The following is an 18,327-nucleotide window of genomic DNA, read 5'->3' as shown; positions in this document are numbered from 1 at the left end:
GGCCCTACCTGTTCCGTGACCGGAACAACCTCTGAGTTAGACTCGGGCCCGGGCGCCCTGTTCTAGGGCGTTCGAAGTGTTGGAGAGGACATCCGATCGCCGATGATGACGGTACTGATTTACGCCCTGCTGATCCTTCTGCTCGTGACCAGTGGCGCGCTGATCCTGCTGGTGCTGCTGCACAAGGGCAAGGGCGGCGGCCTGTCGAGCATGTTCGGCGGCGGCATGTCGTCGGTGGCCTCCGGTTCCTCGGTGGCCGAGCGGAACCTCACCCGCATCACGATCGGCGTCGGCGTCATCTGGTTCGCCTGCGTAATCGCCTACGGCCTGCTCTTGCGAGCACTGGTCTAGCGACCTCAGACTTCAAGGCCGGGGTCCGGGCGGAGCGCAGCTCCGCCGGACCCCGGCCTGCTTCCTTCGGTTCCGGGCGGCGCCGGCAGACGGCAGCGCGATGCCGAGACGATGACGCCATGATCTCGATCCCTTGATGGGACGGGCGATCCGTGATGTCATGTTCGGTATGAAAGCAGTCGTATTGCCCCGCTACGGCGGGATCCAGGACCTCGAGTCGACCGACGTTCCCGAGCCGCCTCACGGCCCGAACGAGGTGCTCATAGCTCTCAAGGCGACCTCCGTGAACCCCGTCGACTGGAAGGTCGGGGCCGGATACCTCGACTCGTTCCTGCCCGGTGAGTTTCCGCTCATCCCTGGTTGGGACGCCGCCGGGACGATCGTCGAGACCGGCTCCGCGGTGACCGGCTGTCGGGTCGGCGACGACGTGCTCGGCTACGTGCGCCGTCCGGTGGTCAAGTGGGGCACCTACGCCGAGTACACGGTCGCCGAACCGGGCATGATCGCGCCCAAGCCAGACGTCGTCGACTGGGAGACCGCCGCCGCGCTGCCGCTTGTGGGGCTAACCGCCCTCCAATCCCTCGACGCCGTCCGCGTCAAACAGGGCGACACGGTCCTCGTCCACGCCGCCGCCGGCGGGGTCGGATCGGTCGCCGTGCAGATCGCCAAGGCCCGCGGCGCGCGAGTCATCGGCACGGCCTCCACCAGCAACCACGACTACCTCCTCTCCCTCGGAGTCGAACCGGTCGAATACGGCAACGGCCTGCTGGAACGCTTGCGCGGGCTCGCTCCGGACGGCATCGACTCGGCACTGGACGCCGTCGGCAGGGGAGAGGTCGACCTGTCCATCGAAGCCGGCGCCGACCCCGGCCGGGTCGTCTCGATCGCCGACCCGGCCGTCCGAGAGAAGGGCGGCAAGTACGTCTTCGTCGAGCCCAACGCCGACGACCTGCGGACGCTCACCGACCTCATCGAGGCGAAGCGGCTGACCGTCCCCGTAACGGCGACATTCCCCCTGGACCGCGCCGCCGAAGCCTGGGAGGCGAGCCAGACCGGCCGCACACGCGGGAAGATCGTCCTGACGATCGCGTAGCCGATAGATCCACTTCGGTCCCCGTGCGCACGACAGGAGCGTGCGGGGACTCCTTCTCATCTCGCGCGAGCGGTATGCGTTCGCGCAGTGAGGGGAATGCGGAATCGGATCGGAATCCGCACCGCGCATTCGCGACTGCCTTTCGGTGACGTCTTTACATTGTGTGCCTTACGTCATAGAATTTCCACGGGCGGTTCCCCTGCCGCTCCGGTCGGTGACGTCACGGTAGACGTGTACGGCCGATATCCACAGAAGATCCCCCATCTGTGAGGAGCAATCACGCATATGTCCAACGGACACGCCATCCGTGGCACCCGAATCGGCGCGAACCCGGGACTCCACTCGGAGCGCGGCGAGCCGGTGCCCCGGCAGAACGTGAGTTACTGGTGCGCCAACGGACACGAGACCGTCCGGTCGTTCGCGTTGTACGTTGAGGTCCCGAGCGAATGGGATTGCACCCGCTGCGGCTGGCCGGCCAGTCCGGACCAGGCGAATCCGCCGGACCGCCGCACCGTCAAGCCGTACAAGACACACCTCACGTACGTCCGCGAGCGCCGCAGCGAGGAAGAGGCCGAAGACCTCCTCGCCGAAGCGCTCGCATCCCTCGCCGCCAAGCGCGGCGAACGCTCCTGATCGCAGTCGATGAGGCCCCAGGTGGGGAGGGGCCGAAGTATCCGTTTCCCGATTCGGGAACCGAGCAGGGGCCGGGCGACAGTGTCGCCCGGCCCCTTAACCGCGTCCTGTCAGAACTCCAGGTGTTTCAGGTTCGCCGCCGCGTCGGCGTCGATCAGCCAGCGCGTGTGGCCCTGGGCCTGCACCCGACCGGCCGGCGACTGGGCAGATTCACGGCTCGCAGGCTTCGCCGAGGGGGGACCCGCGAGGGCCTCCCCGACCGCTTCGGCCTTGCCCGAGCCCGAGGCGATGATCCACGCCGCCAGGGCGGAGTTGATCGTCGGCATCGTCAGCGACACGCGCTGCGGCGGCGGCTTCGGCGCGTCGTGGACCCCCACCACCGCCTGACCCGCCGCGGCGAGCGCCGGGTTCTCCGGGAACAGGGACGCCACATGCCCGTCCTCGCCGATGCCCAAGAGCAGCAGGTCGAACTGCGGCACGCCCGCGCCGCCCGAGGCCGCATCCAACTCCGCGGCGTAGATCGCCGCGGCCTCCTCGGGAGTGTCCACGACATCGGCGGCCGGCATCGGGTGGACCCGATCAGGGTCGACCGGCAGCAGGTCGAGGAACGCCTCCCTCGCCTGGGTCTCGTTCCGTTCCGGGTCGCCGGACGGCAGGAACCGCTCGTCGCCCCACCAGAAGTCGACCTTCGCCCAGTCCACGACGCCCCTGACGCGCGAGGCCAGCACGTGAGCGTACACCTTCGCGGCGATTCGCCCTCCGGTCAGCACGACCGACGCCTCGCCCCGGTGCGCCTGGGCGTCGGCCAGCCGGTTGATGAGCCGCGAGGCGACCGCCTCGCTGAGCACGTCGGCGTCCTCGTGGACGATCACCGCGCCTGAGCGGCTCATGAGTCCTCCACCGTCAACGAGTGGTTCTCCTTGAACGTGTCCAGCACACGGCGGTAGGCCGTGTCCGGGTCTATGTGCCGCAGCTCCTCGGCCAGCAGCTGGCCCAGCGTCCGGCCCTGGAGCGTCTGGCGCCGCTTCGGCAGCCCCGCCTGGCGCAGCACGGTCTCGCCGTCGGCGTTGCGCTCGACCTCCATCGTCTCGCCGTTCTCCATGGTGAACCCCACGGAGGCGATCGCCGGCAGGTGCTCGGAGTTCCGCTCGACCTTGGTGTCGACCACTTCGGGCGTCACCCCGAGCCGGGTGTGAAGCCAGGCTGCCATCAGCTGCGCGGAGGGATCCCGGCGGTCGGCCTTGATGTCGACCTTCTCGACCGCGTGCGTGACCCCGTCGAAGCAGCTGGCGATGAGCGAGCGCCACAGGCTGATCCGCGTCCAGCAGATGTCGGTGTCGCCGGCGACGTAGGTCTGGGCGCGGCGGTACAGCGACTCGACCGGGTCGGTGGCCCTGGCCGAGTAGGTGATGCGGCGGTCTGCGAAGGTGCGCAGCTCCTGCTCCAGTCCGTACCGGACCGGGTCGAGCAGCCACCAGGTCACCACCGGCACGTCGGGCGCCAGCATCGGCAGCACGATCGAGGTCAGGTGGGCGGTGGCCGGGCCGTCGAGGCGCAGGATGACGGCCTCTGCCGCGCCGAGTCGCTCTCCGAGGGTGACCTCGGCGTCGATGCGCGGCTTCTCGGCGTCGGTGTCGCGCGGGATCGCGAGGATCAGCCGGTACGGGTGCTCCTGCGCGGCCTGCGAGGCGGCCTCCTCGACCTCTTCGCGCTCGTCCTCGGTGGTCAGCGCCACCAGGTTGAGCGCGAGGCTCGATGAGCCGCCGACGGCGTGGATCAGTTCGGCGAGCGCCTTCATGATCTCGCCGGTCGTGGTGTCCTCCAAATGCATGTCCAGACCCCTTCTATGCCCGCCGCCAGCGTCGACCGGACGCCTGCAGCATGAGATCGGCCCCGGTCGGGCCCCAGGTTCCGGACTCGTACGCCTCGGGTTTGGTTCCGGCCCAGAACTCTTCGAGCGGGTCGACGACCGCCCAGGAGGCGTCCACTTCGTGCGAGTCGGGGAAGAGGGTCTTGTCGCCGAGCAGGACGTCCAGGATGAGCCGCTCGTACGCCTCGGGGCTGGACTCGGTGAACGTCTCGCCGTAGCCGAAGCCCATGGTGATGTCGCGCAGCTCCATGCCGGTGCCCGGCACTTTGGAGCCGAACTTGACGGTGACGCCCTCGTCCGGCTGCACCCGGATGACCAGCTGGTTGTTGCCGAGGATCTGGGTGTCGTAGTCGGCGAACGGCATGTGCGGGGCCTCCTTGAAGACCACCGCGATCTCGGTGACCCGCTTGGGGAGCCGCTTGCCGGTGCGCAGATAGAACGGGACGCCGTTCCATCGGCGGTTCTGGATGCCGATCTGCACGGCCGCGTACGTCTCCGTGGTGGAGTCGGCCGGGATGTTCTCCTCGGCGTGGTAGCCCGCGACGGGGCGGCCCTGGACCCACCCGTCGGTGTACTGGCCGCGGATGGCGGTGGCCTCCAGTTCGTCGCCGAGCTTGATGGCCCGGAGCACCTTGAGCTTCTCGATGCGGATCTCTTCGGCGTCGAAGCCGACGGGCTGCTCCATGGCCGTCAGGGCCAGCAGTTGCAGCACGTGGTTCTGGAGGACGTCGCGGGCGGCGCCGTTGGCGTCGTAGAACCCGGCCCGGGAGCCGATGCCGACATCCTCGGCCATGGTGATCTGCACGTGGTCGACGTAGTTGGAGTTCCAGATGGGTTCGAACATCGCGTTGGCGAAGCGCAGCGCGAAGATGTTCTGCACCGTCTCCTTGCCCAGGTAGTGGTCGATGCGGAACACGTCTGGTGCGGTGAAGACCTGGTCCACCAGGTCGTTGAGCTCGCGTGCGGACTCGCGGTCGGTGCCGAACGGCTTCTCGACCACGACGCGCCTCCAACCGCCGCAGTGCTCGTTGTCGGCCATCTTGGTGCGCTCCAGTTGCTTGAGCACCTTCGGGAAGGCCTGCGGCGGGATCGAGAAGTAGAACGCGGCGTTGCCGGGGATGCCGTGGGACTCGCGCAGGTCGTCCAGCGTGGACGAGAGCTTGTCGAAGGCGGCGTCGTCGTCGAACGAGCCGGGCACGAACTTGAAGCTGCCGGTCAGCCGGTTCCAGACGTCCTCTCGCCACGGCGTGCGGGCGTGGGATTTGGCGGCGTCGCGCGCCATCTCCTCGAACGTGCCGTGGTCCCAGTCGCGGCGCGCGAACCCGAGGATCGCGAACGACGCCGGGAGCAGGCCCCTGTTGGCGAGGTCGTAGATCGCCGGGATGAGCTTCTTCTTCGCCAGGTCGCCGGTGACGCCGAAGATCACGAGCGCGCACGGCTCGGGGATCCTGGGCAGCCTCCGGTCGACCGGGTCGCGCAGAGGGTTCTGCGCGGGCGTGGCCCGCCCCGGCTCGGGGAGACGGGTGGGCGGATTCGCCGCGAGGGCGGTCTTGTCGTCGCCCATGGCTAGCTCAACTCCCGCACTGCGTGGAGCAGCTGGTTGACGCCGCGCTTGCGGTCGGTCAGGTGCAGGCGCACCAGCGGGCGGTCGCGGGACTGGAGCGCCTGGCGGTCGCCGGCGGCCTGCGCTGCCTGGAGGCTCGCGAAGGTGTAGTCCCTGCCCGGGATCTCGACGTCTTCACCGATCGCGCCGGTGATCTGGAGGAAGACGCCGGTCCGGCGTCCGCCCTTGTGGAACTGTCCGGTGGAGTGCAGGAAGCGCGGCCCCCAGCCCCAGGTGACCGGCGCGCCGGTGCGATCGGCCAGCTCGGCGCGGAGCGCCGCCACCGGAGCGTCGTCGAGCCGGTCGAGGTAGGCCATGACGGCGATGTAGGCGCCGTCGTTGTCCGCGTCGACGAGCAGTTCGCCGAGCGCCCCGGTGACGGTCTCGGCGTGGCTGCCGTAGATCTCGACGGCGCCGTCGACGGCGTGCGGGCGCTCCTGGGGGAGGCCCTCGGCGAGGATCCGCTTGGTGTTCTCCTTGGACTCGGTGACGTTCGGCTGGTTGAACGGGTCGATCCCGATCAGGTGGCCGGCGTAGGCCGTGGCCAGCTCCCAGACCAGGAACTGCGCGCCGAGCGGGCCGTTGACCACGGTGTCCGGCATGGCCAGCTGCGAGCCCGAGTTCGGCAGCCCGGTCGAGGAGCCGCCGACGGTCGTGTAGACGCGGTCCGAGCCGCGGGCGCCCGCGGCGCCGGGGTCTTCGAGGACGACCGGGAGCGTGCCCTTGCCGTTCTTGCCGAGGGACTCGGCGATGAGCTGCTCGGCCCAGTCGCCGAGGCCGACGATGCCCGAGCCGTCGTCGGCGATGGTGATCGTCTCCCGCGAGGCGATGACCGCGCCGAGCACCACCGCGGGGTTGTCGCCGTCATTGGCGATGGCGGTAGCGAACGTCTCGGCCTGGTCGATGAGCTCGGCGATGTCGGCGCCGGCCAGCGCGGTCGGGACGAGCCCGAACGCGGTCAGCGCCGAGTAGCGTCCGCCGACGTTCTCGTCGGCCAGGAACAGGTGCGAGCCGGCCTCGGTGGCGAACTCCTCCAGCTGCGAGCCCGGGTCGGTGACGAACACGAACCGCTTCGCGTAGTCGGTGATGCCGATGCCCTTGAACGCGGCCTCGAAGGCGCGCCGCTGGGAGTCGGTCTCGACCGTGGAGCCGGACTTGGAGGAGACGACCACCGCGGTGCGGCGCAGTGAGTCCTCGCCGATCTCGGCCAGAATCTGGCCGGGGTCGGTGGTGTCGAGCACGCTGATGCCCAGGTCGAGCGTCCGCGAGATGACCTCGGGAGCCAGGGAGGAACCGCCCATGCCGCACAGCGCGATGTGGTCGATGCCCTGCTCGCCGAATTCGGCGCGGAGCTTTGCGAGCGGAGCGATGAGCTCCTTGGACTTCTCGAAGGTGTCGACCCAGCCGAGCCGGATCGACGCCTCGGTCTCCGCCTCGGGACCCCACAGGGTGGCGTCCTTGGCCGCGAGCCTGGCCGGGACGCCGGCGCTCTTGAGCGCTTCGACGCCCGCGTTGACGCCTACTCCTGTGGTGACCGCCAGCCCTCCGGCGGCTTCCATCTTCCCCATCATCGCCTATCCTCGGTTCGATTCGAGTTTTGATTCGACTTCGGCCAGCAGCTCGTTCCAGCTGACGGCGAACTTGTCGACGCCCTCGTCCTCCAGCACCTGGACGACGTCGTCGTAGTCGACGCCGACGTCCGCGAGCCGCTCGAAGACCTTGTCCGCGTCGTCGTAGTTCGGCCGGACCGTGTCGGCCTCGACTTCGCCGTGGTCGGCGAAGTCCTCCATGGTCTGCTCCGGCATGGTGTTGACGCAGTTCGGGGCGACCAGCTGCTCGACGTACATGACGTCGCGGTAGTCGGGGTCCTTGACCGACGTGGACGCCCACAGCGGGCGTTGCGGGCGGGCGCCGGAGTCGGCCAGGGCGGCCCACCTCGGGGAGGCGAAGACCTCCTCGTAGGCCCGGTAGGCGAGGCGGGCGTTCGCGATCGCCGCCCTGCCCTTGAGGGACTTCGCCTCGTCGGTGCCGATGGCGTCGAGCCGCTTGTCGATCTCGGAGTCCACTCGGGACACGAAGAACGAGGCGACAGACTGGATCTTCGAAAGGTCGATCCCGGCGGCCTCGGCCGACTCCATGCCCGTCAGGAACGCGTCCATGACCTCCCGGTAGCGCTCCAGGGAGAAGATCAGCGTGACGTTGACGCTGATGCCGGAGGCGATCGCAGCGGTGATCGCGGGCAGCCCCTCCTTGGTGGCGGGGATCTTGATCAACAGGTTCGGCCGGTCGACGGCCCACCACAGGGCTTTGGCCTCGGCGATGGTCGTCGCCGTGTCGTGGGCCAGCCGCGGGTCGACCTCGAGCGACACGCGCCCGTCGGTGCCGCCGTCGTTATCGAAGACCTCCCGCAGCACGTCGCAGGCCCAGCGGATGTCGTAGGTGGTGATCGAGCGGACCGCCTCCTCGACGCTGACCCTGCGTCGGGCGAGGTCGGCGATCTGCTCGTCGTAGGACCCGCCCTTGGAGACCGCCTTTGAGAAGATCGTCGGGTTCGACGTCACTCCCGCCAGGCTCCGGGTCTCGATGAGTTCGGCGAGGTTGCCGCCGGCGAGCCGTTCACGGGAGATGTCGTCGAGCCACACCGAGATGCCGGCGTCCGACAAGGCGGCGAGATTCTGGTTGGTGCTCACTGGTTCCCTCCAGCTGATCTGGATAGTCCTCTGTGGCCTTATCTGCTGTCTTACTGTGCCTTCTTGATGGAGGCGCGGGCCGCGTCCGCGACGGCCGCCGCGGTGATCCCGAACTCCTCGTACAGCTTCTCGAACGGCGCGGACGCCCCGAAGTGCTCCAGTGAGACGCTGACTCCCGCGTCGCCCACGATGTCGCGCCACGGCATGGCGATGCCGGCCTCGACCGAGACGCGGGCCTTGACGTTCCCCGGCAGCACCGACTCGCGGTAGTCCTCGTCCTGCTCGTCGAACCACTCGCGGCACGGCATGGAGACCACGCGGGCCTTCACCCCTTCCGCGGCGAGGGTCTCGGCGGCCCGGACGGCCAGCTGGAGCTCCGAACCGGTGCCGACGAGGATCACGTCGGGGGTGCCTTCGGTGTCGGCCAGGACGTAGGCGCCGTTCGCGGCGCCCTCTGCGGAGGCGTACTCGGTGCGGTCGTACGTCGGGATCGCCTGGCGGGTGAGCGCCAGAGCGGCGGGGCGGTCCTGCTTGCCCAGCAAGGTCTTCCAGACCACGGCGGTCTCGTTGGCGTCGCCGGGGCGGATGACGTCCAGGCCCGGCATGGCCCGCAGCGCGGCGAGGTGCTCGACCGGCTGGTGGGTGGGGCCGTCCTCGCCGAGGCCGATGGAGTCGTGCGTCCATACGAAGACCACCGGCTGCTTCATCAGCGCAGACAGGCGGACCGCGCCGCGCATGTAGTCGGAGAATACGAGGAACGTCCCGCCGTACGGGCGGGTCGGGCCGTGGAGCTTGATGCCGTTGAGGATCGAGCCCATCGCGTGCTCGCGGATGCCGAAGTGGAGGGTGCGGCCGTACGGGTTGCCGGGGAACTTCTTGGTCTGGCGGTTCTCGGGCAGGAACGACGGCTCGCCGGTCATGGTGGTGTTGTTCGAGCCGGCCAGGTCGGCCGAGCCGCCCCACAGCTCGGGCAGCACCGGGGCGAGCGCCTCAAGGACCTTGCCGGAGGCCGCACGGGTCGCGACGCCCTTGGCGGAGGCCTCGAATTCGGGGAACGCCGCCGCGAAGCCCTCGGGGAACTCGCCGGCCCACACGCGGTCGTGCAGGGCCTTGGCCTCGGCGTTGGCATCGGCCCACGCGTCGAAGGCGGTCTGCCAGGCGGCGCGGGCCTTCTGGCCGCGCTCGACCGCGCCGCGGGTGTACTCGATGACCTCGTCGGCCACGGCGAAGGTCGCCGACGGGTCGAAGCCCAGGACCTCCTTGGTGGCGGCCAGCTCGTCGCCGCCGAGCTTGGCGCCGTGGATGCCGCCGGTGTTCTGCTTGCCCGGGGCGGGCCAGCCGATGATGGTCTTCAGGCGGATCAGGCTGGGCTTGCCGGTCTCGGACTTGGCGGCCTCCAGCGCGTCGAACAAGGCCTCGGTGTCCTCGACGTACTCGCCGCCGGCTTTCCAGTCGAGGGTCTGGACGTGCCAGCCGTAGGCCTCGTAGCGGGCCGCGACATCCTCGGAGAGGGCGATGTTCGTGTCGTCCTCGATGGAGATCTGGTTGTCGTCGTAGATCAGGACCAGGTTGCCCAGCTCCTGCGTGCCCGCGATGGCTGACGCCTCGTGGGTCACGCCCTCCTCGATGTCGCCGTCGGACGCAAGGACGTACACGTGGTGGTCGAACGGGCTCTGGCCCTCGCCCGCCGCCGGATCGAACAGGCCGCGCTCGCGGCGCGCCGCCATCGCCATGCCGACCGCGGTGGCCAGGCCCTGGCCGAGCGGTCCCGTGGTCGTCTCAACGCCGAGGGTGTGCCCGTGCTCGGGGTGGCCGGGGGTCTGCGAACCCCACTGGCGCAGGCTCTTGAGGTCCTCCAACTCCAAGCCGTAACCGGCGAGGTACAGCTGGACGTACAGCGTCAGGCTGGAGTGCCCGCAGGACAGCACGAAGCGGTCGCGTCCTTCCCAGTTCGGCTCGCTCGGGTCGTGCCGCATCACCTTCTGGAACAAGGTGTGGGCGACCGGGGCGAGACTCATGGCCGTCCCAGGGTGGCCGTTGCCGGCCTTCTCGACCGCGTCGGCGGCCAGCAGCCGCGCCGTGTCAACCGCTTTCTTGTCGAGTTCGGTCCACTCGAACTGTGCCACTGCGATACTCCTTGGTGCTCGTCGTATTTATTTGGGCGTCGGACGTCTGTCTTCCGACCCTACCTACACAGGGAGAACTTTAGGCGCACTCTCTCGGAGGGCGAAATTCGACTTGTTGTGAACCCGCACACGAGCAGGACCGCTCTCCCATAGACGCAGGTAGCGACCATCGCCCCGGCCCCAGACCGCGGCCTCACTGCCCGTACTGTGGGCCGTGATGAACGAGCACCCGACCCGAGCTGCCGCCGTTCCCCCGACGCCCGCCGCCCGACCCCGAATCGAAGTACCCGCCGAGACCCTCCAGGACTCCGGGGAGCCGAACCTGCGCTCCCGCATCGCGGGCTACGTGTCGCTCACCAAACCGCGCATCGTCGAGCTCCTCCTCATCACCACCGTCCCGGCCATGCTCGTCGCCGCCCGCCAGGAGTTCGACGGGCTGCCGTCCCTGGCCGCGGTCGTCGCCACCATCGTCGGCGGCGCGCTCGCCGCCGGCTCGGCCAACGCCATCAACTGCTACATCGACCGCGACATCGACCAGCTCATGCGGCGCACCTCGCGCCGCCCCCTGGCCAAGCAGGAGATCCCGCCGAAGAACGCCCTGATCTTCGGACTCGTCATCGGCGCGATCGCCGTCGCCGGCATGTGGGCCGTGGTCGGGCCGCTCGCTGCCGCCCTCACCTTCGGCGCGATCGTCTACTACGACGTCGTCTACACGATCTGGCTCAAGCGCACCACCCCCTACAACACCGTGTGGGGCGGGGCCTGCGGCGCCGCGCCGGTTCTCATCGGCTGGGCCGCCGTCACCGGCCACATGTCCTGGATGGCATGGGTGCTGTTCGCCGTCGTGTTCCTGTGGCAGCCCCCGCACTTCTACGCGCTGGCCATGAAGTTCAAGGACGACTACGCCGCCGCCGGCATCCCGATGCTCCCGGCCGTCGCCCCCGCCAAGCGCGTCGCGGTCGAGTCGGTCGTCTACGGCTGGCTGACCCTCGCCGTCTCGGTGATCCCGTTCTGGCTCGGCTCGACCTGGCTCTACCTGGTCGTCGCCGTCATCGCGGGTGGCTTGTTCGTCCTGGAGGCGCACAAGCTCCTCGGACGCGTCAACCGCGGCGAGGACCCCAGGCCGATGCGGCTGTTCCACTGGTCCACCAGCTACCTGACCCTGCTGTTCCTGACCTTGGCGATCGACTCGTTCATCATGTAGGCCAAGGACTTGAGCCGCTGACGCCCGCCGCGAACTGTCGCAGCGGGCGTTTATTGTTTCGCGCATGAAGAACCCCGACACGGATCACGCCCCGCGACTGCCCGCCGAATGGACCAACCACCTGCTGCCGTGGCGCGGCAGGCGCACCGGGCCCGAGATCGTCCTCGACGCCGCCGCGCCCGCGCTGATCGCCGGCCGCATCGCCCGCAACCGCGGCGACCTCGACGCGGCCCTCGCCCAGCCGGACAATCAGGCCGTCGCCGCGGCCGCCACCGCGCACCTCGACGGCGATCCCGACCCGGCCGGAGCCGCGGTGGTGATGCTGCTGCTCGAGGCCAAGGGCGACTACTGCATCGAACGGGACCGTCGAAACGAGCACCTCGACGCCTGGACCGTCGAGCACGGCATCGACTTCGCCGCCGCCGCGACGACCGAGTCCCTGGCGATCACGCACTGGTTCCCCGACTACGAGCAGAGGGGCATCGCCCACACGATCGTCGGCGAGGACGCACCGTATCGGTTGGGATGGAGCTGGCACCGCCCGTCGGACAGGATCGGCCGGATCAGATCGCTGCTCGCCTCGGCTTCCGAGAGCGAGTACGAGGCCGCGGTCGCGGCCCTCGCCCAGCGCCGGACCGATCCGGCCAGGAGGCTCGCCGCCGCACAGCTCATGCCGACCGAATCGCTGTGGGTCGAGGAGGCCTGCGCCGACTTCCCCGCCGTCGGCGGCCATGAGGGCGCCTTGTGGACCATGGTGACCGCTCCCGAACACGTCGCGGCGAGTCGGAGGACGCACATCGACGGCTACCACCTCACCGAGAGGACCGTCGCCGCGCTCGTCGACGGGATGGGGTCCGCGAGCCTGCCGATCCTGGCCGACACCCTCACGCGCTCGCCCGAGATGTCCAAGGACGCACGCGTCCTGCTGCTTCGTGCCATCGGACTGATCCCCACCGATGAAGCCGTCGAGTTCACGATCGACCATCTGACGATGCCCGGCGCCCAGAAGACCCTGCTCGCCATGGCCGAGCGGTTCCCGGACCGGGCACTGCGCACCATCGCCGTGCGGGCCCGAGATGCGGATGCGACACTGCGCGGCAGGCTCGCCGGCCTCGCGAGGGCCGCCCCCGGCCTGCTGGACACGGCACTCCCGCGCCTTGCGCCGGCCGATCGGGAGGCCATCGCCGGACTGCTCGACGACTCCGACCGCGTCCCGGACGCCTCCACCGAGGCACTGCCGGAACTGCTCGTCGCACCGCCGTGGACGCGGGGCAGGCGGAAACGGTCGGCGTACAGGATCCTCTCGCCGTTCCTGGAGGACCGGCTCGTCTGGGAGGCAGGCGAACAGGAGTCCTGGTCCGTGATCGGGGAGGCCGAGTTCCGCTGGGCCGACCGCGACTTCTGGATGCGCAGGATACGAAGCTTCGACAAGCACTCCGGGTCGGGGCACGACACCTTCTTCTTCGCATGTGCGCCGACGGACCTCGCGGCGCCGCTGCTCGACCGGTGGGACGGTTCGGCCGGCGGGCTCACGGAGGCTCGGGCCAAACGCATCCTGTCCAGGTTCGGAACCGACGTCCTCGACCGGTTGACGCCCCACCTCAATCGCAGCCCCGACATAGCCACCGCGATCCTCCCGATCCGGAGCCGCGAGGCCGCCCGCCTCGCCGCCGACTGGCTGCGCCGGCTCAAATCCCTGCGGCCGGTCGCGAAGCGCTGGCTCGACCGCCACGGCCCGGCGGCAGTGCACCTGCTCATCCCCGACGCCCTCGGCACCGACAAGCAGGCGCGCGCCGCAGCCGCCGCCGCCCTGCGCCACCTGATCGCCACCCGCGGCGCCGAGAACGTCACCGCCGCCGCGAAGGAATACGGCGAGGAGGCGGCCGCCGAAACCGTCACCGCACTGATCGACACCGACCCGCTCGACCCCGTAGACGTCAAGATCCCCAAACCTCCCGCCTGGGCCGACCCCGCGATGCTGCCCCAGGTCCTTCTGCAGGGCCGCGAGGCCGCGCTGCCGGCCGAGTCGGTCCGGCACCTCACCACCGTCCTAGCCGTCGCCGCCCCCGGCTTCCCCTACGCCGGGGTCGACGTCGTCGCCGCGACCTGCGACCGCGACTCGCTCGCCGAATACTCCTGGGCGCTGTTCGAGCAATGGATCGCGGCCGAGGCACCGTCCAAGGACGGCTGGGCCCTCACCCAACTGGCCCACTTCGGCGGGGACGACGCCGTCCGCCGCCTCACCCCTATGATCCGCCGGTGGCCCGGACAGAGCCAGCACAAACGAGCCGTGACCGGCCTGGAGGTCCTCGGCGCCATCGGCTCCGAATCAGCGCTCGCCGCGATCCACTCCATCTCCCAGAAGGTCAGGTTCAAGGCCCTCAAGGAGAAGGCCACCGAGCAGATCGGGTCCATAGCCGAAGGACTGGGCCTGACCACCGAGCAGCTCGGCGACCGCCTCGTCCCCGACTTCGGGCTCGACGAGGCGTCGAGTGTGGTCCTCGACTACGGACCCCGGAAGTTCAAGATCGGCCTCGACGAACAGTTCAAGCCGTACGTGACCGACATGGACGGCAGACCCCGCAAGAGCCTTCCCAAGCCCGGCGCCAAGGACGACGCCGAGCTCGCCGGGGCCGCCTACAAGCGCTTCTCGCAGCTGAAGAAGGACCTCCGCTCGGTCGCCAAGGACCAGATCGAGCGCCTGGAACGGGCCATGGTCTCTGGACGGAGGTGGACGACGGGGGAGTTCCAGGAGTTCTTCGTCGACCACCCGCTGATGTGGAACCTGGCGCGCCGCCTGATCTGGCTGGCCGAGTCCGGCGGCGTCCGGCGCGCCTTCCGGCTCGCCGAGGACAAGAGCCCCACCGACGTCGACGAGGAGGAGTTCGACCTGCCCGAGGACGCGGCGATCAGCCTGGCACACCCCGCGAGACTGGGGGAGGACCTGACCGACTGGACCGAGATCCTCGCCGACTACGAGATCATCCAGCCGTTCGACCAGCTCAACCGCCCGGTCATGGCCTTCACCGCCGACGAGCTGGAGAGCGGGCGGCTCACCCGCTTCGAAGGCGCCCGGATCGAGGCGGTCCGCCTCCTGGGCATGACCCACTGGGGCTGGCGGCGAGCCGCCCCCGAAGACGCCGGATGCGAACCGGGCGTGTGCTACGCACTGCCCGGCGGCGGATACGTCCTCCTCTCGCTCGACCCCGGCATCTACGCCGGCGACGTCTCGGAGTTCCCCTTGCAGACCGTCGAGTCGGTCCACCTGTCGCACGCCGAGGACTACCGGTCGGCCGCGTGCGGCGAATCGCATCCCCACCCGACCGACCTCGACCCCGTCACCGCATCCGAAGTGCTCACCGCGCTGGCGCGGATCACAAAGACCGCATGAGGAGCCAGGACATGCCCCGCCCGATCACCGACCTTCCCGACGAGAACCGGATCGAGCTGCCCGAGCAATGGCGGGAACTGCTGCTGCCCAGGCGGCGCAACGAGGTCCGAGTCGACTGCCGTCCCGACACCGAGGCCGAGGCGCGGATCCGCCTCTGGCTCACCGCGCACCGGACCGCGCTGGAGCAGGCACTGCGCCAACCCGGTTCGCTCCCTTACGTCACCGACGCCGGAATCGCCTACCTCGACGGCGAGGCCGATCCGCTCGGCGCCGCGGCGGTCGGACTGATCCTCCGGAAGGCCGCGCTTGCGGACCACTCCGAATGGTGCGACCTCGACCGCGACGACGTCGACTGGCAGATCTGGTCGGCCTGGGCCGGACAGTTCGGCCTGCCGTTCGCGGCGGCGGCCGCGATCGCCCAGATCGGCTATGAGGCCCGACCGAACCTGAACCCGCCCGGCGACGAGGAGCATGACCTGCCCCTGATCGGCGAGGCGACATTCTTCGCCTCCATGTACGAGTCTCCCTGGGTGGGCAAGGGCCCTGCGCTGCGCAAGGCGCAGAGCGCACTCGCCCAGGCCCCAGAAGGCGAATACGCCGCCGCGGTCGCGGCCGCCGCCGCCCAGCGGAACTCGACATCGCGGCGCCTGGTCGCGGCGCTGCTGCTGCCCGACCAGGACCAGTGGGTGCGCGACGCCGGAGAGGAGGATCAATCCCAAGGGGCCGACTGGTGTCCGTCCGAGTCGGTCGTCTTGTCGATCAAGGCCGACCCCGGAAGGCTGCTCGACGGCGGCGCCGAGAGGATCCCCGCGCCGTACGTGTGCCGCCGTGTCCTCGCCGAGTGGATCCACCACCTCGGCATCGGCTGCCTGCCGTTCCTGACAGCGCCGCTGCGCGGCCGGCTCCCCATCGCCCCTCGGCGCCGGGTCATCTTCGACGGGCTGGCGCTGATGCCGAGCGACGAAGCGGTCGCGCTGCTGCTCGCCCACCGCGACGACCCGCAGGCGCGCGCCGCCGTCCGGTCCGCCTCGACCCGATTCCCCGGCCGCTTCGCCAAGGCCGCCGCGGCATCGACCCCGGGCCTGTCGGCGATCGAGCGGGCGCGACTGGCCCGCGACCTCGGCCCCGAGCTCCTCGAATCGGCCGAGGCGCGGTCGGCCTTGACCGAGGCCGAACACGCGGCCCTGCGCGCGGTCACCGCGGGCCGGGGCCTCCCGGCCGCCGAGACCGAGCGGCTGCCGCGCCTGCTCGCGGCCCCGCCCTGGCCTCGGCGACGCCGCGGCCCCCGCACGAAGCCGATCACCGACCTCAAGGCGCCCAGCGAGATCGAGCTCATCTGGAGGTTCGAGGAGTACGCCCGCGCCAAGTCGATCGAACCGCATTGCTGGGAATGGGACGAGGAGGAGTACTGGGGCACGGAGATGTCGGTCGGCTCGTCCCGCATCGGCGGTCTGGACGTGGGCTCGGCCCTGTTCGGCAGGCTCGCGCACCGGGGTGCGGAGGTGGCCGACGACACCGTCCGGCGGCTGCGGGAGAACCCGAACATCCGCTCGGAGATCCTCACCCCGATCCTCAGCGAATCGGCCGCCCGCCTCGCCGCCGACTGGCTGGTGCGCCTCAGGGTCCGCAGGAAGGGGGCTGTCGCCTGGCTCGACCGGAACGGCCTCCGGGCCGCCGAATTCCTTGTGCCGGACGCGGTCGGCGAGGACGCGCGCGCCCGTCGCGGCGCGTGGGCCGCGCTGCGGTACCTGGCGTTCAGGCACGGCGACCGCGCCGTCGTCGAGGCGGCCGGCCGCTACGGGACCCAGGTTGGGGAGCGCGTGGCCTCCTTTCTGTCGCAGGCCGATCCGCTCGAACCGATCGGCCTGGCGGTGCGGGCGCCGAAGGACTGGGCCGACCCCGCGGCACTCCCTGAGGTGGTGATGCGCGGCGGCGACGCCGTCGTGCCCAGAGAATCGGTCGGGAACCTCATCACCGCACTGTCACTGTGGACCCCGCAGGTGCCCTACATGCCGGTCGAGGAACTCGCCGAGCACTGCGAGCGCGAGTCGCTCGCCGAATTCTCCCGAGCGCTGTTCGAACTGTGGCTTGCCTCGGACGAGCCGAAGTCCGACTCCTGGGTGGTGCATCAGATGGGATGCTTCGGCGACGGATCGACAGTGGAGCTGCTGGAGCCGCATCTCCTGCGCTGGTCCTCGAGCCCCGACCAGCGCTGGTCGCTCGACGCGCTCGAAGCGATCGCCGCCATCGGCGGCGACACCGCCTTCGACACCCTCTACCGGATCTCCCGCCTCGACCGCTTCCCCTCCACCACCAGGCACGCCCGCGAACTCGTCGCCCGACTCGCCGACGAGCGAGGCGACACGGTCGAGTCGCTCGCGGACCGCCTGGCACCCGACCTCGGCCTGCGCGATCCGGCGACCACGGTGCTCGACTACGGAAGCCGCCGCTTCCACATCGAGATCGACGAGCATTTCAATTCGAGAGTGGTCGACGACCGGGGCCGTGCGCGGCGCACCCTGCCCCGACCTGGCGTGCGCGACGACGACGCGCTCGCGCAGGCCTCCCGCGGGCGATACCGCCGCCTGGCCAAGGCCCTGAGCCTGGCCGCGGACGTCCAGGCCGGGCGGCTGCGCGAAGCGATGTTGGACGGCCGCACATGGACCCTGGCCGAGTTCGAACGGAACATCCTCGGACATCCGGTGATCGCCCCGCTCGCGAGGCGTCTGATCTGGACCAACCGGTCCGGAGAGCAGTGGCTGGGCTTCAGGGTCGACGAGTCCGAAGGCTACGCCGACGCGTACGACCGGCTGCTGACGCTCCCCGGCGACGTCGATGTCCGGCTCGCCCACCCCGCTCTGCTAGGCGACGGACTCGACCCCTGGCTGGAGACCGCGCTGGACTATCAGCTCCTGCAGCCCTTCGAGCAGCTGTCCCGCCCGTCGTACGTCCTCGACGAGCAGGAGCGCCGCACCGGAGTGCTGACCCGGTTCGCCGGTCGTCGAGTAAGCATGGTGGGTCTGCTCTCGGGCGGCGCCTGGGACTGGCGTCACGGCACCGCGGGCCTGGCCTGGGACGAACCCGGCAGGGGCGCGGGACTGTCACGGCGGCTGCCCGGCGGGGGCCGCCTGATCGTCGAGATCGCCGAAGGGCCCGAGACCACCTGGCCGGTGCACGGGGCCACCTACCACCTGACCGAGGTCAGGTTCGCGCGGAGCGCCAACCGCCACAGGTCCGCGTTCCGGCCGCTCCGCGGCGACCAGGTCGACCCGGTCGCCGCCTCCGAAGCCGTCACCGACCTGCTGCGATTCACAATGGACCGGTCATCGAACGGATGATCGCGAAGTGATGTCGTATGACTCGCAT

The 18,327-nt window shown here is 70.1% G+C and carries 12 protein-coding genes; 6 read left to right on the top strand and 6 right to left on the bottom strand.

What is annotated here, in order from left to right:
- Positions 1–105: 105 nt before the first annotated feature.
- The 3 genes from secG (at position 106) to L0U85_RS04505 (ending at position 2,077) form a co-directional block, all read left to right on the top strand.
- Positions 106–351: a preprotein translocase subunit SecG gene (gene secG, locus L0U85_RS04515; protein ID WP_241376563.1), complete on the top strand. Its 246-nt coding sequence runs from the start codon at positions 106–108 to the stop codon at positions 349–351.
- Positions 352–520: 169 nt separating this feature from the next.
- On the top strand, positions 521–1,444 hold the full coding sequence (locus tag L0U85_RS04510) for an NADP-dependent oxidoreductase (RefSeq protein WP_241376562.1): 924 nt from the start codon (positions 521–523) through the stop codon (positions 1,442–1,444).
- Positions 1,445–1,729: 285 nt separating this feature from the next.
- Positions 1,730–2,077: an RNA polymerase-binding protein RbpA gene (locus L0U85_RS04505; protein ID WP_241376561.1), complete on the top strand. Its 348-nt coding sequence runs from the start codon at positions 1,730–1,732 to the stop codon at positions 2,075–2,077.
- 110 nt (positions 2,078–2,187) lie between these two features.
- Here L0U85_RS04505 and pgl read toward each other — a convergent pair whose 3' ends face one another.
- Genes pgl through tkt form a run of 6 tightly spaced genes read right to left on the bottom strand, consistent with a single transcriptional unit; the run spans position 2,188 to position 10,366 of the window.
- Positions 2,188–2,967 (bottom strand): 6-phosphogluconolactonase, encoded by a 780-nt coding sequence (pgl, locus tag L0U85_RS04500; protein WP_241376560.1) that lies wholly within the window; start codon positions 2,965–2,967, stop codon positions 2,188–2,190.
- Positions 2,964–3,908, bottom strand: coding sequence for a glucose-6-phosphate dehydrogenase assembly protein OpcA (locus L0U85_RS04495; RefSeq protein ID WP_241376559.1), 945 nt, complete (start codon positions 3,906–3,908; stop codon positions 2,964–2,966). Before L0U85_RS04495 ends, pgl begins: the two co-directional genes overlap by 4 nt.
- A gap of 13 nt (positions 3,909–3,921) precedes the next feature.
- Complete coding sequence (gene zwf, locus L0U85_RS04490) at positions 3,922–5,511, bottom strand: glucose-6-phosphate dehydrogenase (RefSeq protein ID WP_241376558.1); 1,590 nt, start codon at positions 5,509–5,511, stop codon at positions 3,922–3,924.
- Positions 5,512–5,513: 2 nt separating this feature from the next.
- Positions 5,514–7,109, bottom strand: a complete 1,596-nt coding sequence (locus L0U85_RS04485; RefSeq protein ID WP_347177354.1) for a glucose-6-phosphate isomerase — start codon at positions 7,107–7,109, stop codon at positions 5,514–5,516.
- A 15-nt stretch (positions 7,110–7,124) separates the two neighbouring features.
- The gene (gene tal / locus L0U85_RS04480; RefSeq protein ID WP_241376556.1) at positions 7,125–8,240 is read right to left on the bottom strand and encodes a transaldolase; all 1,116 of its coding nucleotides are present in this window, start codon (positions 8,238–8,240) and stop codon (positions 7,125–7,127) included.
- Positions 8,241–8,290: 50 nt separating this feature from the next.
- Positions 8,291–10,366: a transketolase gene (tkt, locus tag L0U85_RS04475; protein WP_241376555.1), complete on the bottom strand. Its 2,076-nt coding sequence runs from the start codon at positions 10,364–10,366 to the stop codon at positions 8,291–8,293.
- A gap of 217 nt (positions 10,367–10,583) precedes the next feature.
- Between tkt and L0U85_RS04470 the strand changes: the two genes are divergently transcribed.
- The 3 genes from L0U85_RS04470 (at position 10,584) to L0U85_RS04460 (ending at position 18,299) form a co-directional block, all read left to right on the top strand.
- Positions 10,584–11,570, top strand: coding sequence for a heme o synthase (locus L0U85_RS04470; protein WP_241376554.1), 987 nt, complete (start codon positions 10,584–10,586; stop codon positions 11,568–11,570).
- Between the two features lie 64 nt (positions 11,571–11,634).
- Positions 11,635–14,961: a DUF4132 domain-containing protein gene (locus L0U85_RS04465; RefSeq protein WP_241376553.1), complete on the top strand. Its 3,327-nt coding sequence runs from the start codon at positions 11,635–11,637 to the stop codon at positions 14,959–14,961.
- Between the two features lie 11 nt (positions 14,962–14,972).
- Positions 14,973–18,299 (top strand): DUF4132 domain-containing protein, encoded by a 3,327-nt coding sequence (locus tag L0U85_RS04460; RefSeq protein ID WP_241376552.1) that lies wholly within the window; start codon positions 14,973–14,975, stop codon positions 18,297–18,299.
- Positions 18,300–18,327: the final 28 nt, after the last annotated feature.

This window comes from Glycomyces sp. L485, assembly GCF_022548875.1.
Taxonomy (GTDB): domain Bacteria; phylum Actinomycetota; class Actinomycetes; order Mycobacteriales; family Micromonosporaceae; genus Glycomyces.
This window is presented reverse-complemented; position numbering and strand designations above follow the sequence as displayed.

What these genes read in the sequence shown, in the direction of transcription:
- zwf (WP_241376558.1), bottom strand. Translation starts at nt 5,511, where the DNA reads ATGGGCGACGACAAGACCGCCCTCGCGGCGAATCCGCCCACCCGTCTC.
- L0U85_RS04465 (WP_241376553.1), top strand. Translation starts at nt 11,635, where the DNA reads ATGAAGAACCCCGACACGGATCACGCCCCGCGACTGCCCGCCGAATGG.
- L0U85_RS04485 (WP_347177354.1), bottom strand. Translation starts at nt 7,109, where the DNA reads ATGGAAGCCGCCGGAGGGCTGGCGGTCACCACAGGAGTAGGCGTCAAC.
- L0U85_RS04505 (WP_241376561.1), top strand. Translation starts at nt 1,730, where the DNA reads ATGTCCAACGGACACGCCATCCGTGGCACCCGAATCGGCGCGAACCCG.
- L0U85_RS04495 (WP_241376559.1), bottom strand. Translation starts at nt 3,908, where the DNA reads ATGCATTTGGAGGACACCACGACCGGCGAGATCATGAAGGCGCTCGCC.
- L0U85_RS04470 (WP_241376554.1), top strand. Translation starts at nt 10,584, where the DNA reads ATGAACGAGCACCCGACCCGAGCTGCCGCCGTTCCCCCGACGCCCGCC.
- pgl (WP_241376560.1), bottom strand. Translation starts at nt 2,967, where the DNA reads ATGAGCCGCTCAGGCGCGGTGATCGTCCACGAGGACGCCGACGTGCTC.
- L0U85_RS04460 (WP_241376552.1), top strand. Translation starts at nt 14,973, where the DNA reads ATGCCCCGCCCGATCACCGACCTTCCCGACGAGAACCGGATCGAGCTG.
- secG (WP_241376563.1), top strand. Translation starts at nt 106, where the DNA reads ATGACGGTACTGATTTACGCCCTGCTGATCCTTCTGCTCGTGACCAGT.
- L0U85_RS04510 (WP_241376562.1), top strand. Translation starts at nt 521, where the DNA reads ATGAAAGCAGTCGTATTGCCCCGCTACGGCGGGATCCAGGACCTCGAG.